Source organism: Arthrobacter sp. NPDC056493 (assembly GCF_042795115.1).
GTDB lineage: Bacteria > Actinomycetota > Actinomycetes > Actinomycetales > Micrococcaceae > Arthrobacter.
Genome location: NZ_JBHTSL010000033.1, coordinates 1 through 14,386, shown reverse-complemented (window position 1 = coordinate 14,386; position 14,386 = coordinate 1). Strand labels below are relative to the sequence as shown.

Here is a 14,386-nt window from a genome sequence, read left to right as displayed (position 1 = left end):
ACGCCCGCCCTCCCGTCCAAACCATCGGCTCCAGGCCCTCAAGACCCAAGGACTTCCTGCCATGTCTGTCACCCAATCACAGCGGTCCGATTCACAAAGGTCCGACGACGAAATCCTCGCTGATATGGGCTACAAGCCCGAACTCAAGCGTTCGTGGTCCGGCTTTTCCAACTTCGCCATCTCCTTCTCCGTCATCTCCATCCTCAGCGGCCCGTTCATCAGCTTCTTCATCGGCTGGAACAACGGCGGCCCCATGGCCATCAGCTGGGGCTGGCCGGTGGTGTGCGCACTCATCCTCGTGGTGGGCCTGTGCATGGGGGAGCTCGTCTCGGCGATGCCCACCTCGGGCGGCATGTACTACTGGGCGGCCAAGCTCGGCAGCCTCCGGTCCAGCTACTTCACCGGCTGGCTGGACTTCCTGGGCCTGCTGGCCATCGTCGCCGCCGTCTCGTACGGCTGCGCCACGTTCATCGACGTGACCCTGTCCTCATTCAGCTCGGCCTGGGCCGACGGGTACTCGCTGACCCGCGTGTTCCTGATCTTCATCGGCGTTCTGGTGGTGGTCACCCTGCTCTCGATCTTCTCCAGCCACCTGCTGGCGATCTTCAACAACATCTCGGTGTGGTGGCACGTCATCGGCACCGTGGCGATCATCGCCATCATCATATTCGTGCCGGAACGGCACGCCAGCATGGCTGACGTGTTCACCCAGCGGATCAACAACTCCGGATGGTTCGACGGCGACACCACCGGCATGGGCTTCCTCTTCCTCGTGCTTCCGCTCGCCGTGATCCTGCCGCAGTTCACCGTCACCGGCTACGACGCCTCCTGCCACATGTCCGAAGAGACCAAGGGCGCCTCCAACTCCGCCGCCAACGGCATCTGGCAGGCCATCCTCTACTCGGCCATCGGCGGCTGGATCCTGCTGCTGGGCATCCTCTTCGCCGTCCAGGACGCCGACGCCGTCACCGCCAGCGGCGGCAGCGTGGTCACCGTGCTCAACCAGGCGCTGAGCGGCCCGTGGGTGAGCACCGTGCTGGTGATCTCCACCGTGGGACAGTGCTTCTGCGCCATGGCCTGCATGACCTCCACCACCCGCATGCTCTTCGCCTTCAGCCGCGACGGCGCTGTACCCGGCGCCCGCCTCTGGACCCGCCTGAACAAGAGCGGCGTGCCGCTGTACAGCGTGGCCCTGGTTGCCGTCCTGGCGATCATCCTGACCCTGCCCGCCCTCGTGCCGGTGGACATCAACGGCGCCCCCGTTCCCGTGGCCTTCAACGCGGTGGTCTCCATTGGCGTCGTTGGCCTGTACCTGGCCTTCGGCATTCCGATCTACCAGCGCCTCCGCAAGGGCTCCGCCTTCCGGCGCGGCTCCTGGCACCTGGGCCGCAACTACAAGTGGCTCGGCATTATCGCAGTGCTGGAGATTGCACTGACCACGGTAATCGCCCTCCTGCCGAGCTCCCCGGGCGGTGTCCCGTGGAACCCCGAGTTCGACTGGAAGTTCGTGAACTACACGCCGCTGGTGGTGGGCGGAACCCTGTTGCTTCTCTGGCTGGCCTGGGAGATCCGGGTCAAGCACACCTACACCGGCCCCCGCCACACCGTTGACCTGCCCAGCGGGCTCACCTCCGCGGACGAGCTGGAGATCGAGTACGAAGAGCACCACCCCGGCCACCACCACGCTGCCGCGCTGCATGGTGAGCCGTCGCCTGGCAAGGCACAGGACCGGGCTGAAGACGCCCGTCACACGGACCTGAGGTGAAGTAGCCAGCCCGCTATCACCACTGTCTCGCCATTACCGCTGGCTGTCCGAACAAGGGCAGCCAGCGGTGGGTTTAGCCGGCAACAATAAGCCGCCACGGGGCAGTGGAGAGATCCGCCACCGGCACGGGAACTGACCCGGGGCCGCCGTGCGGACCCTCGAAGCGCGTGCCGGGGGCAAACCGGGCGCTGTTGGACGCCACCACCTTGCCGGTTTCCGTGATCAGCGCGACGTGCTCGTCCCGGCGGCCGAGGTTGAGCAGGAAGGTCCTCTCGATGGACTCCATCGAAAGGTCTGCCCCCGCCACCGCCACTGTCCGCTGTTCATGCAGCACCGGCCGTGACGCGGTGACGATCTTCATGTCGGCGCCGCCGAAATCAATGTACGGGCCAATGAGTTCGGGCCGGCCGGACGCGAGGGGCCGCTCGTACCAGGTCATCTCGGTGTAGTCGTAGTAATTGATGGATGCGGGGTTGAGATTGTGGGGGATGAACACCAGCTTTCCCCCTACGAGGCTCCACCACTGGTGCCACGCATCGGCGTCGCTGAAGAGGCCGCGGGCAACGGAGACGCCGGCGCTGTCCACGAGGCCGCCGTGCTTGAGGACGATGTCCTCAACGACGGGCCTCAGGGATTCGAGTTTGGTCCGTGACGTCCCCGGCGCCGCAAGAATGTCGGTGGTGGCCTTGTCCAGCACCGCCAGGTCGGCGAAGACGCGCTCGAGGCTCCGGCCCAGGGCCAGGGCGGTTGACTGCAGGACCTCGTCGATGGGCTTCACCGCTGGTCCGCCAGGTCCGCCAGATCCGAGGTGAGGATGGCCAATCGCTGGTTGATGATGAGGGCGCCTTCCCGTTCGAAGTGGGTGATGGCGGTGTTCTCGGCCGCGCCTGGGTCTCCCTGCTCGATGGCTTTGAGGAGTGCCTCGTGTTCCGCCACGGCGGTGGATTGCGCGTCCAGCCATGCCTGGCCCCATGTCAGCGGGGAGAGCTCGGCGTGGATCTGGATCAGAAGGGCGGTCAGGCGGCGGGACTGCGCCGCCACCCCCAGCCCGATGTGAAGGCGGGCGTCCGCCTGGCGAAGCATGTGCGGCTCCGAGCTCGAAGCGAAGCGCTGGGCGAGCTTCCGGAGGCGACGCACGTCCTGCTCGTCGGAGCGCCGGGATGCAAGCCGTGCCGCCGAGCCGGCCGTCGCGGCGGCGAGGTCGATGAGGTCACGCAGGTCGTCGCTCTTGTGCCGGCGGAGGTGCTCGGTGATCTCGGCTTCCCGCACCGGGAGCACGCCTGCCACATAGCTTCCTCCGCCGCGTCCCCTGCGGGTGCCCAGGAGCCCCTTGCTCCGCAGCACGGCGAGGGATTGGCGAAGGGTGAGGGGCGAGACGCCGAGGTGTTCGGCCATGACCGATTCCGGCGGGAGCCGCTCACCCGGGTTGAGCAGGCCCATCCCAATGGCGCTCTCAAGCTGCAGGGTCACCTGCTCGGCGCGGCCGGAGATGTCTTGGCCCTGGGGCCGGACCTGGGCTGCCATCTCCAGGGCACGGAGGGACACGGAGCCACCATCATCCCTCACGTCATTCGCCATGGGTCCGGCCAGCTCCTCGTCGCGCGATATTCAACAGATAACAATAAGTTTTAGACTATCGAGTTCTGTGGGCAGCCTCGACCAGCCTCCCGTCTGCCGCGAAAAACGCCAAGCGTGCCGCCCGGGCGGGAACTCACGGTTGAGAACCCGCACCGAACGGCACGCCTGTGCTGTTGTCAACGCCGCGGGCGCCGGCTGATTGCATGTCCGCGCCGGGGCGTGGTCCTCTTAGGCGTACGCCAGGCTTACCAGCAGCGCTTTGAGCTGGGCGTACTGGCCGGTTGCCATCCAGGCTTTTGCCGCGCCCCTGTTCTGGAAGCCAGGGTCGTTGAAGAGAACCCGGGTGCTCAGGCCGCCGTTACCTGTGGGCACAAGATTGCACCATGATGCGACGTCCTGGCCTTCCGCCAGGGACCGCGGATCGGTCAGCCCCATGACGTATACAACGTCCCCGCCACTTCCGTAGCCTTCCGCGGCGAATCCGAAGGCCGGCGCCGTACCGTCCGGTGAAGTCATTCCCGGAACTGGCGCCTGGTCGAGCACCCGACGCGACACTGGACCGCCGGCGCAACCGGTGGTGAAGCCATTGCCCACGGAGAGCAGATCGTTGCCGGCACCGTCGGTCACGATCGCTTCAACGCCCGGGACGCCGGCGGGCGGGACCACGGTTCGCACCGTCCATGTCGCCGGATAGGTGAAGGAGACGTGTCCATCGGGGAAGGTGAAGGTCTTCAGTGCCGGAGCTGCATGCTTCTTCGACGCGGGGCGGACCACTGACGCGGGCACCTCACTGGCGGCCCCGGCCGCCGGCGCTGCAGTGGCAGATGATAGGAAGGCCAGCCTGGGCATGGATTCGGCCCTGCCATTCACGGTTGCGTTGGAGCCGGCGGCAGGATCGCCTCCTGGCTGTGTGCCGCATCCGGCAAGCACAAGGCTTGCGGCAAAACCTGCCGTTGTGACGGCCGTCAGGAATCCGGCGCGATTGGAATTCATTTTCTGTACCCCCAGTATCTGTGACGGCGGCCCGATCGGCCCGCTCAATGACCAGGTTTCCGGGACCTCGCCCGGGAGTTACCGCCAGACCAAAGAAAATTCTTTTCCGCCCGCGCACGAGCCGGCAAATCGAACTCGTTTCGCACATCGGAGTGCCACCCGGCTGCGGCTTCTTCGCGGTCCCGGTGCGGGAGTTGCCTAGCGCAGCTCCCGTCGGGCGGTGCCCCCGTTGAGCAGGTCGCTGATGCGGGCAGGCACCAGCTCACGGAGGAAATCCAGCTGTCCCGGGGCTTGTGACGCAGCGGCGGCTGCTGCAATTGCGTCAAGCGCTGACGCCGCGGTCTGCCGTGCGTCGTCCTCATCCATGCCCCAGGCTGCGCCTTCCCGCACGAGGTGGTCCAGGGTGATGTAGCCGAGCCGGATCTGCCCGGCGATGGCGTGGCCGGCATTGTTGCTCGGCGCATAGAGCAGCAGCGTGGGGGCCACATCATAGAGCGGAGCGAGCAGCACCTCGCCGCCGTCCCGCAGGATGAGTGAGTAGTTTTTGGAGTGGGCATCCCCGTTGCCGACGGCCAGGTTGAAGGTGACGGCCCGGAGCAGGTCCCTGCGGAACCCTGCGTCGTCGCGTGTGTGCGGGGCAGCTGCATTGACTAGGCGGGTCAGTCGCGACGGCGGGGCCGAGCTGCCTTCGTATTTGGCTTCGCTGGCCAGCGCCAGCGCCTGGGTGAAGTCTTCCTGGTGCAGCCGGTTTCCGTCCGGCGCCCGGTCGAAACGGTCCACGACGATGGCCTGGCGGGAGCCGAACATCTGCAGGCGGGTCTTGGCTGCGGGTATGCCGGCAGCCGCCGCCGTTTTCAGTGCCCAGTCCTCGGAGGTGAGGAGGCCGGGGATGGTTGATTCCAGGGGTTCCGGCTTGATGATATGGGTGGACACCGCTCCGCGGCCTGGCCATGCCCAGCCGTCGTCGTGCCGTGTCAGCAGCACCTTGGACTGGACCCCGCCCAGGGATGCGCTGATCAGGAAGTCGTCGGGCAGGTCCCACGTTGGGAGCGACTCCACGACCGTGGTGACCTCGTGCTCAGCCATGGGTATGGCGGCGCCTGGCACCTCGGGGGAGTCGCCGGGCGGCAGGATTTGAACTGCGCCGGCACAGTCCGCGCCGAGGACGCGCAGGAGTCCGAAGGCGTCAGGAGTGGACAGCCGGTTTTCCTTGGCGATGTGGGACCGCACCTGGCCTTCAGGCAGGAGCCCATCGAAGAAGTCGTAGACCTCCGGACCGTCGAGCCTGTTCCGGCTTACAGGCATGGACAGGGACAGCAGAACCGACCCGGAGCCATACTCCGCCAGGGTGGCCCGGTCGTACTGGAAAGACAGTCGAAGCCCGCTGCCTTTCAGCTCGCCGATCCGCCGGCCGCGAAGGAAAACATCAAGGCTCTTCCGGACGGTCACGGGCGGACCTGAAGCTTTGAGAACCGTGGCACCAGGGCGACGTCGCGGCCCAGGACCCTGATGGCCTGCATGGCGACGACGACGGACACCGCTTCTCCCTGCTCCAGCCTGATGATGGTTCCCCGCGTCACCTTCAGCCGCCCGGCCAGGTCCTGCTGGGTCAGGCCAGCCTCCTTACGGGCGTCGCTGATAGCCCGGCCCAGGGACGGTGCGTCCACCGCACGGTAGAACGGGGTCTGCTCGTGTTCCATATATCGATCATATTGACAAAAACTTGGTTTGTTCAATATTTCAAACATATCGTCATATGTTGGAAATGTTTGATATTTCCAACAAGGCTAGTCGGGCCTGCCGACGACGACGTGTGACGGGCTGTGCGTGACGTATCCAGTGAGCCAGGAGGACAGGGCGCGGATCTTCTGTTGGGTGCCCGGAAGCAGCGCGAGGTGAACCCCGAGCCAGGAGAGGAACGCCAGTGGCCCCTGGAGCTGGATGCGTTTGCGGCCGAGTTCGGCGACGGCGGCGCCACGGCCGACCATGGCCATGTACCCCTTGTCCCAGTAGGCGAAGGGCTGCCGTGTGCCGCCGGTAAGGTCAGCGCGGATGTTGCGGGCGGCCCATTTTCCGGACTGTTCAGCAACAGACCCGAGCTGCGGCAGTTTGGCGCCGGTGGCGTCGGTGATGTTAGCCGAGTCACCCAGGACGTAGACGCCTTCGGCGCCGGGCGCGGTCAGGTCCGGCAGCACGTCGATGCGTCCGCCTTTCCCCTGCGGCAGGCCGGATTCTGCGATGATTTTTCCGGCTTTCAGGCCCCCGGCCCACACGACGATCTGCGCCGGAATGATGGTCCCGTCCGCCAGCGTCACGCCGTCGGCCCGGACCTCGGTAACGCCCTGGCCCATATGCAGCTGAACCCCGAGTTGTATCAGCCGGTCACGGGTGTAGGCCTGCGACTTGGCTGAGAAGGGCATGAGCACGTTCGGCAACATATCCACGAGATGCACGCGGCACCGGGCTGCCAGCTCGGGCGAAAAATACTTCGGAACCAGGTACTTGATGTTCTCGGCGAGGGCGCCGGCGGTCTCAACTCCTGTGGGGCCGCCACCGACCACCACCACGTCTGCCCGGCCGGACTTCGCACGGTCTGCGTGGTCCAGGGTCGCGGTGAGGGCAGTGCTCAGGCGGGTGGCATCGGCCACTGAGTACAGCGGGTAGGCATGTTCTTCGGCACCGGGGGTGTTGAAGAAGTTCGGTACCGCGCCTGCGGCAATCACCAGGATCTTCGCCTGGTAGCGGGAGCCGTCGACAGTGGTGACGGTACGGGTGGCGGAATCGACCACCGTCACCTCCGCAGTGAGGACCCGGACAGTTTTGGTGCCGCGGAACACGGAACGCAGTGGCCGGGCCACGGCGGATACGCCGATCTGCGAAGCGGCCACCTGGTAGAGGAGAGGCTGGAACTGGTGGTAGTTGTTCGCGTCGATGAGGAGTACCCGGATGCCTTTGCGCCCCAGCTGCTCGGCTGCTGTCATGCCGGCAAACCCGCCGCCGACCACGATCACCTGATACGTATCGTCCATTCGTGCAACATACCCTGCCGGGCTACGGTGCAACAGGGCGTGTTTTCGGTTCTGGTCAATCCATGTTTACTGCCGCTGTGACCCCGGGGTGGTTGATGACGAACGCTATCGCCAGCTCGATGAGGCTCAGCCCTGCCTGCTCGGCGGGCTGGGCGAGTTCCTCGACGATGTGGAGCTTGCGCTGGTTGGCCGGGCTGGTCATGTCGAAGCGGGCGCCCGGGCGGGGCGCTTGACGTGGGTGTGGACGCCGAATCTTTCCGCCAGCGCCCGGAGAGCCAGCCGCCGCCCAGCGGGCTGTAGGGCAGGGTCCCCATGCCGGGGCGCTGCACCGTGGGGAGAATGTCTTCTTCGATGCCGCGGACCAGGATCGAGTACGGCGGCGGCGGCGGGAGTTTTCGACCTCGCGGATGATCCAGCGGCGGGAACCGCCGCGATGGTTCGGGTCCTCGCTCATGGGCATGAAGAACTTCGTGGCGAGAAAGACGTCGTCACGCCGGCCTCGAGGGCACGGTGGATGTCCATAGCTTTCAACGTATTCAGGTGGGCGGGGGTTGAGGGAGGGCACGTCGGTACCTCTTTTGAGAATGGGTGGTTCAGCCGACGGGCTCCGCCTGAGGGACGGGTACGGGCGTCCGTGGTGTTGTGGTCCGGTGGGCGGCTAGATCTGCCGGCAGTATGAGGGCGGCAGTGACGGCCAGGCTCAGGAGCAGCAGGACGCTGCCCGTCGTGAGGGCGACGCTGACCTGCGCCGCGAGGTGCGCCGCGGCGGAACCGCCGGCGGGGGCGGCGGCTGCTGCCGCGACTGCGATGCCGAGACCGAGGCAGGTGCCCACCTGGTGGAAGGTGTTCACCAGGCCGGATGCGGCGCCGGCGTCTGAGGCAGGCGCACCGATGATGCCGAACGAGGTCAGTGGCGCGAAGGCCAACCCCTGGCCTGCGCCGATGAGAACCATTGGCAGGGCGACACCGGTCCAATACGACGAGTCCACCCCGGCGCGGCTGAGCCAGAACATCCCGGCGAGGGTGGTCAGAATCCCGGCCACAAGGGCAACCGAGCCCGGCATCCGCCTGATCAGTCGCGGGATGCTCATCGCGACGGCGAAGTTGACCGCGGTCATCGGCAGGAACCCGAGACCCGCCTGCAGCGGGTCGAAACCGAGCACCTCCTGGAGGAACTGGGTTGTAAAGAAGAAGAACCCGATCATCGCGCCCAGATACAGGAAGCGGGCAACGTAGGCACCGGTGCGGCGGCGGCTCGCAAAGAGCCGCAGGGGCATGATGGGTTGGGCGGCCTTGCGTTCGATCAGCACGAACATGATCAGGAGTACGACGCCGGCACTTACGGCCAGGGTGGTGACCGGCGAGTCCCAGCCGGCGTCGGCGGTGTTGATGATGCCGAACACGAGGGCGCCGACGCCCAGCGTGGCGGTGAGCGCGCCGAAGACATCGAAGCGGCCATGGGCGCGGCCGGTTTCCGGCAGGAACCGCGGAGCGAGTGCGATCATCGCCGCGCCGATGGGCACGTTGACGAAGAACCCGGCGCGCCATGAGATCCAGTGGGCAAGCGCACCGCCGATGACCAGCCCGAGGCTGGCTCCGATACCTGCGGTGGCACCGTACAACGCCACGGCCCGGGTGCGCTCACGGCCCTCCGGGAAGCTCGCCGTCAGCAATGACAGCGAGGCGGGTGCGACGATTGCTGCTCCGATGCCCTGTACTGCGCGGCCGGTGATCGCCCACCATCCCGCCGGTGCCAGGCCGATCAGCAGCGACGCGAGGGAGAACACCACCAGCCCGAAGACGAAGACCCGCCGGCGCCCCAGCAGGTCCCCGGCCCGTGCACCCAGGAGGAGCAGGCCGCCGAAGACCAGGGTGTAGGCGTCCTGAACCCACGAGAGCTCGCCGGTGCTCAGCTGCAGCTCGGCCTGCAGGTTCGGCAGTGCGGTGAAGATGACCGAGTTGTCCAGCAGAATCATGAAGTAGCCGACGAGGATGATCGCCAGGATCGCAGCCGGGTGGGCAGCCGTTGTGGGTGCAGGTTTCATGCTCTCCATGCAACCGTGATTTCTTAGGGGCCGGGAGTTCCTGTTGTTCCAAGTAACGCCAGTGCCTCCCTCGGGCACCAGCCGCCGCGTAGCGTTAGTGCCATGACACATAGCGACGACGTGCGGAAGTTCCTGACCTCCCGCCGGGCCAGGATCACGCCCGAGGAGGCTGGCCTGCCCGTCTATGGCGGCAACCGCCGGGTCACCGGCCTGCGCCGCGAGGAAGTCGCGATGCTCGCCGGGATGAGCATCGACTACTACATACGCCTGGAGCGTGGAAACCTCACCGGCGCCTCGGACAGCGTCATCGAGGCACTCTCCCGGGCGTTGAAGCTCGACGACGCCGAAACGGCCCACCTTTTCGACCTCGCCCGTGCCGCCACAGTTTCCCCGCGCGCCCGGCGCAAGCGGAGCCCGCAGATGGTGCGGCCGAGCGTGCAGCGCGTTATCGACGCGATCACCACCGCCCCGGCCTGGGTCCGCAACGACCGCGGGGACGTCCTTGCCTCCAATGAGCTCGGAAGCGCTCTTTACCTTGACCTGATGGCGGAAGAGACCACACCGCCGAACAGCGCACGGTTCACGTTCCTGAACCCGAAAGCGCGGGAGTTCTTTGCCGACTGGGAACGCAGCGCGGACGACATCGTCGCTGTCCTGAGGTCCACAGCCGGGAAAAACCCCTACGACAAGGACCTGACGGACCTGATCGGTGAGCTCTCAACGCGAAGTGAGGAGTTCCGCACCCGGTGGGCCAGGCACGACGTGAAGTACCACCGGACCGGCCGTAAACGGCTCCACCACCCGATCGTCGGGGACCTGGATTTGAGCTTCGAAGCACTGGAACTCGCCGCTGATCCGGGGCTGCGTATCAACGTGTACACGGCCGATCCCGGGACGCCGTCGGAGGATGCGCTGAAAGTCCTGGCCAGCTGGGCGGTCACCCAACGGGCCACGTCAGTCCCCGTCGAGGAGAAGAATTGACCAGTGATCAGATGACGGGCATCCCGGCGTCGAGATTGTCTTGAAGGTCCCGGCCGGGGCTTTGTAGGTTGGGACGGCCGTACAGTAAGCAGGGTGAGCAACAGAGTCAGCCCGTACGACGCATGGCAGCGCCTGCTCGAAGGTAACGGTCGTTTCGTCTCGGGCGATTCGAAGCACCCGAACCAGAACGCCTCGCGGCGCAGCGAATTGGTGAACACCCAGAACCCGTTCGCAGTCATCTTTGGCTGCGCGGACTCCCGTCTGGCTGCCGAGATCATTTTCGACGTCGGCCTTGGCGACGTTTTCGTTGTGCGTACCGCCGGGCATGTTATTGATGACGCCGTTCTCGGCTCGCTCGAGTACGGCGTATCGGTCCTCCATGTTCCGCTGATCGTTGTCCTCGGACACGACAACTGCGGCGCCGTCACGGCCGCGAAAGCTGCCGTGGAAACCGGAGAACTGCCACAGGGCCACATCCGCGACCTGGTTGAACGGATCACACCGTCGGTGCTGAGTTCGCTGCGTGAACACAAGACGGACGTCAATGAGATGGTCGTGGAACATGCCAAACAGACCGTGCGTCGGCTGCTGGACAGTTCACGGATGATTTACGAGGCGGTGGACAATTACTCCACCGCCGTGATCGGCGTCGCTTACCGGCTCGAAGAAGGCCGGGCGCAGCTCGTGTCCACGTCTGGTGTCCTCTAAATCCAGTAGCCAATCAGGGCACAGGCCAGCGGCTCGCAGTGCACTGAGGTTTTTTGTTCCGCGGCCTGACGGGGACAAGCCAGTTGTGCTTTAGTAAAGCCATGGCTGCTCCTATTGAGGACTACGCGCTGCTGTCGGATCTCCAAAGCGGGCCCCTGATCTCGAGGAACGGGAGCATTGACTGGCTTTGCTTCCCGCGGTTTGATTCGCCGTCGCTGTTTAGTTCCCTGGTTGGAGTCGAGAGCCATGGCCGCTGGCTACTGGCTCCTCGCCAGTCCGAAGCTGTGGTGGTGAAGCGGCATTATGTCGATTCAACATTCGTGTTGGAAACAGTCTGGAAGACGCCCACGGGACAGGCCCAGGTCACGGACTTCATGCCGGTGGGGCATACGGGTTCGTCGATTCTGCGCCGGGTCACCGGCCTGGAGGGGCGGGTCCAGATGTGCCAGGAACTCATCATCCGCCCGCGGTACGGCACCGTGGTGCCCTGGTCCCGGCGGATCCAGGACGGTGCGGCTCCCGGCGGAATGGTGCTTTTGGCCATGGCAGGCCCGGATGCCGTTGCGCTGCGGGCGCCGCATCTGCCTGAGGCCCACGCGCACGGGCACTCGGGTGAATTCGATGTGGCGGAGGGCGAGGTGGTCGACTTTGAACTGACGTGGTTTCCTTCACACCGGCCTGTCCCTCCGGCGGTCGACGTGGACGCCGCACTCGAACAATCCATCGATTATTGGACGCGATGGGGCAGTCACTGCCGTTCAGACGGTCCTTACGGGGGCGCGGTGAAGCGTTCCCTGCTGGTGCTGAGGGCGCTGACGAATTATGAGACCGGGGGCATCGTTGCCGCGCCCACGACCTCCTTGCCGGAGGAGTTCGGCGGCCCGCGCAACTGGGACTACCGGTATTGCTGGCTTCGCGACGCTGCGTTGACGCTGGAATCCATGCTGACCCACGGCTATGAAACCGAAGCTCTCCAGTGGCGCAACTGGCTGCTCCGGGCACTCGCAGGCGAGCCGGAAGATCTGCAGATCATGTATGGCATCGGCGGGGAACGGGACTTGCCGGAGAGCGTGCTGGACCATCTGCCCGGTTACCAGGACTCACGTCCGGTGCGCGTTGGGAATGCTGCGGTCGCCCAGTTCCAGGCCGACGTCGTGGGTGAGGTTATGGTCGCGCTCGAAAGGCTCCGCCTGGCCGGCGGCAAGGAAGACCATTTCTCGTGGGCGCTGCAGCAGATCCTGCTCGGATACGTTGAGAAACACATCGGGGACAAAGACTTTGGCCTGTGGGAAATGCGTGGTGACCCGCAATTCTTTACCCACTCGCGGGTGATGATGTGGGCCGCCTTCGACTGCGGCATACGGGCAGTCCGGAACCATGGCCTGGACGGACCTGCTGACCACTGGGAACAGCTGCGCGGGCAGCTGCGGACGGAAATCCTGCGCGAGGGATTCGACCCGGACCTCAACTCCTTCACGCAGACCTACGGCGGCGGGCAGACCGACGCGGCCTTGCTCGTCATGCCCCAGGTCGGCTTTCTTCCTTACAACGACGAGCGCATGCTGGGAACTGTTGCGCGCTTGGAGGAGGAACTCCTCACCGACGACGGGCTGTTGTTGCGGTACCGCACCGAAACCGGCGTCGACGGGCTGGACCCGGGGGAACACCCCTTCCTTGCATGTTCCTTTTGGCTGGTTGAGCAGTACGCGCGCACGGGCCGCAGGTTCGAGGCGCGGAATCTGATGGACAAACTGGTGGGTTTCTCCAACGAACTCGGCCTGCTAAGCGAAGAGTACGCTACGAAGGAGGACAGGATGGCCGGCAATTTCCCGCAGGCCTTCTCGCACCTGGCACTCGTCCGGGCCGCCGACGCCATGCACGGTGTGGATCTTCTCAGCCTGGCCGCCGAAGCCAACGTCTGACGCCCGCACCTGCAGCGCGCCACCGAGGCCCGCCAGTCCGCCCAGTCCGACCAGCCCGAAAGAGTAGTTAAAACCATCCGGAATAGGTGTTTTATCTGCCGCTAAACGACACAATGATGGAGTCAGGCCCACCCATGGGATGGGAAGCGTACCTGACCGCCATTGCTGAACCCATGGCGGCTGAAGATGCAGCCGCTGCCCGACCAGGGCCACGGCACCACCATCTCGCCGGATGCGTCATGGCGAGTACAGCAGAAAGGCAGATCCAATGAGCAAAACCTTCCAGCCCACCGAACTTTTCGAGGGGAAACTAGACGAATCCCTGCTCGGCCCTCCCTTGGCCGAGGTGCTGGGCGACGAGATTCCAACCCGGATTTCAGTCCCGTTTACCAGCGACGACTCCCGGATCCTCTCCGGGGTCTGGGAAGCCGAACCGGGCCTCTCGCGGTGGGAGTTCCTGGAGCGCGGTGAGGTCATTCACGTCCTTGAAGGACGCATGGTGGTCACCGAGGACGGCGGGGAGCCGGTCACGCTGGAGGCCGGAACTGCCGGCTTCTTCCCCATCGGGTGGCAGGGAACCTGGGAGATCCAGGAACGGATCCGAAAGTTCTTTGTCATTTTCAACGCCTAACAAGCGGCCGCTTCAGGCTCTTCCTGGCACGCGCCTCAATGGCCGGGGACTGGCGGCGGGCCGGACGGCTTAGGGTCCTCCCGCCGTCGTCCGGCAAGCTCGCCGAACCAGTCAACTGCCGCCCGCGCCGCCCTGGCGTCCCGCTCAATGCAAAATATCGCTGATCTCCGCCCGAACCAGCCGTTCGGCCAGCTCACCGAGGTCCAGGTTGAGGACCGCTTTGAGGGCACGCGCCATGTTTGGGGCCGCGGCAAGGAATTCGGCCAGACCCGGATCGGATTCCAGCTCCCGCCCAAGCTTTTCCCGCACATCATCGGCGGTCCAGTGGCTGTGGGTATGCTGGCTGGTAAGTACCGTCTTGGCGTTCATGGCCCTGCCCTTCGTTCGCCCCGTACATTGGCTTTGCCATCACCGACTTTGCCGGGCCGGGCTCAAGAACCGGTCAGGCAACGGGCCGGATTTCAGCAGGTTTTGGCCAAGTTTTGCTAAAGGCCCAACTCCGCTGGCAGAGACGCCTTGGCACCTGCTCTGGAAGTGGGGGCGGTCGCCCGGGGAGGCGGGACTAATTCGGCGGCTGGCACCGTTATGCACATCGGCTGGGGCTTGGCGCCGTAACGGGTTGCGCGCTAACACCCTGCGTTTGATGACAACGGGAATGAGATTTAATGACGACGACGACTGCCGAAGGAGTCGGATTCCGTTCGCGGCGGGGACCCATCCTTATTGCGCTGATG

Annotated in this window: 14 protein-coding genes; 5 read left to right on the top strand and 9 right to left on the bottom strand. The window is 65.3% G+C overall.

The genetic code is table 11. The features are described 5' to 3' along the window. Positions 1 to 61: 61 nt before the first annotated feature. Complete coding sequence (locus ACFQ50_RS14115) at positions 62 to 1,765, top strand: amino acid permease (protein WP_377996166.1); 1,704 nt, start codon at positions 62 to 64, stop codon at positions 1,763 to 1,765. Positions 1,766 to 1,838: 73 nt separating this feature from the next. Here the strand turns inward: ACFQ50_RS14115 and ACFQ50_RS14110 are convergent, their stop codons facing one another. The 8 genes from ACFQ50_RS14110 to ACFQ50_RS14075 form a co-directional block, all read right to left on the bottom strand. After that, positions 1,839 to 2,543, bottom strand: a complete 705-nt coding sequence (locus tag ACFQ50_RS14110) for a cache domain-containing protein (protein WP_377996165.1) — start codon at positions 2,541 to 2,543, stop codon at positions 1,839 to 1,841. Continuing rightward, the gene (locus ACFQ50_RS14105) at positions 2,540 to 3,343 is read right to left on the bottom strand and encodes a FadR/GntR family transcriptional regulator (protein WP_377996164.1); all 804 of its coding nucleotides are present in this window, start codon (positions 3,341 to 3,343) and stop codon (positions 2,540 to 2,542) included. Before ACFQ50_RS14105 ends, ACFQ50_RS14110 begins: the two co-directional genes overlap by 4 nt. A gap of 228 nt (positions 3,344 to 3,571) precedes the next feature. Further along, positions 3,572 to 4,336 (bottom strand): hypothetical protein, encoded by a 765-nt coding sequence (locus tag ACFQ50_RS14100; RefSeq protein ID WP_377996163.1) that lies wholly within the window; start codon positions 4,334 to 4,336, stop codon positions 3,572 to 3,574. Positions 4,337 to 4,534: 198 nt separating this feature from the next. Beyond that, positions 4,535 to 5,785, bottom strand: coding sequence for a type II toxin-antitoxin system HipA family toxin (locus tag ACFQ50_RS14095; RefSeq protein ID WP_377996162.1), 1,251 nt, complete (start codon positions 5,783 to 5,785; stop codon positions 4,535 to 4,537). After that, entirely contained in the window at positions 5,782 to 6,036 is a 255-nt protein-coding gene (locus ACFQ50_RS14090) for a helix-turn-helix transcriptional regulator (RefSeq protein ID WP_377996161.1), read from the bottom strand. The genes ACFQ50_RS14095 and ACFQ50_RS14090 overlap by 4 nt, the downstream gene beginning before the upstream one ends. An 87-nt stretch (positions 6,037 to 6,123) precedes the next feature. After that, positions 6,124 to 7,365, bottom strand: a complete 1,242-nt coding sequence (locus tag ACFQ50_RS14085) for an NAD(P)/FAD-dependent oxidoreductase (protein WP_377996160.1) — start codon at positions 7,363 to 7,365, stop codon at positions 6,124 to 6,126. Positions 7,366 to 7,420: 55 nt separating this feature from the next. After that, a complete protein-coding gene (locus tag ACFQ50_RS14080) occupies positions 7,421 to 7,567 on the bottom strand; it encodes a hypothetical protein (protein ID WP_377996159.1) in 147 nt (48 codons plus the stop codon). Between the two features lie 391 nt (positions 7,568 to 7,958). Next, entirely contained in the window at positions 7,959 to 9,410 is a 1,452-nt protein-coding gene (locus ACFQ50_RS14075; RefSeq protein WP_377996158.1) for an MFS transporter, read from the bottom strand. Between the two features lie 102 nt (positions 9,411 to 9,512). Here ACFQ50_RS14075 and ACFQ50_RS14070 point away from each other — a divergent pair, with 102 nt between their 5' ends. From ACFQ50_RS14070 to ACFQ50_RS14055, 4 genes are all read left to right on the top strand, one after another. Next, on the top strand, positions 9,513 to 10,391 hold the full coding sequence (locus tag ACFQ50_RS14070; protein WP_377996157.1) for a helix-turn-helix transcriptional regulator: 879 nt from the start codon (positions 9,513 to 9,515) through the stop codon (positions 10,389 to 10,391). A gap of 93 nt (positions 10,392 to 10,484) precedes the next feature. After that, entirely contained in the window at positions 10,485 to 11,099 is a 615-nt protein-coding gene (locus ACFQ50_RS14065; protein WP_377996156.1) for a carbonic anhydrase, read from the top strand. A 101-nt stretch (positions 11,100 to 11,200) separates the two neighbouring features. Further along, entirely contained in the window at positions 11,201 to 13,021 is a 1,821-nt protein-coding gene (locus ACFQ50_RS14060) for a glycoside hydrolase family 15 protein (RefSeq protein WP_377996155.1), read from the top strand. A 268-nt stretch (positions 13,022 to 13,289) separates the two neighbouring features. Further along, positions 13,290 to 13,652, top strand: a complete 363-nt coding sequence (locus tag ACFQ50_RS14055; protein WP_377996154.1) for a cupin domain-containing protein — start codon at positions 13,290 to 13,292, stop codon at positions 13,650 to 13,652. 144 nt (positions 13,653 to 13,796) lie between these two features. On the opposite strand, the gene ACFQ50_RS14050 is transcribed toward ACFQ50_RS14055, so the two are convergent. Then, entirely contained in the window at positions 13,797 to 14,021 is a 225-nt protein-coding gene (locus tag ACFQ50_RS14050; RefSeq protein WP_377996153.1) for a hypothetical protein, read from the bottom strand. Positions 14,022 to 14,386 lie beyond the last annotated feature (365 nt).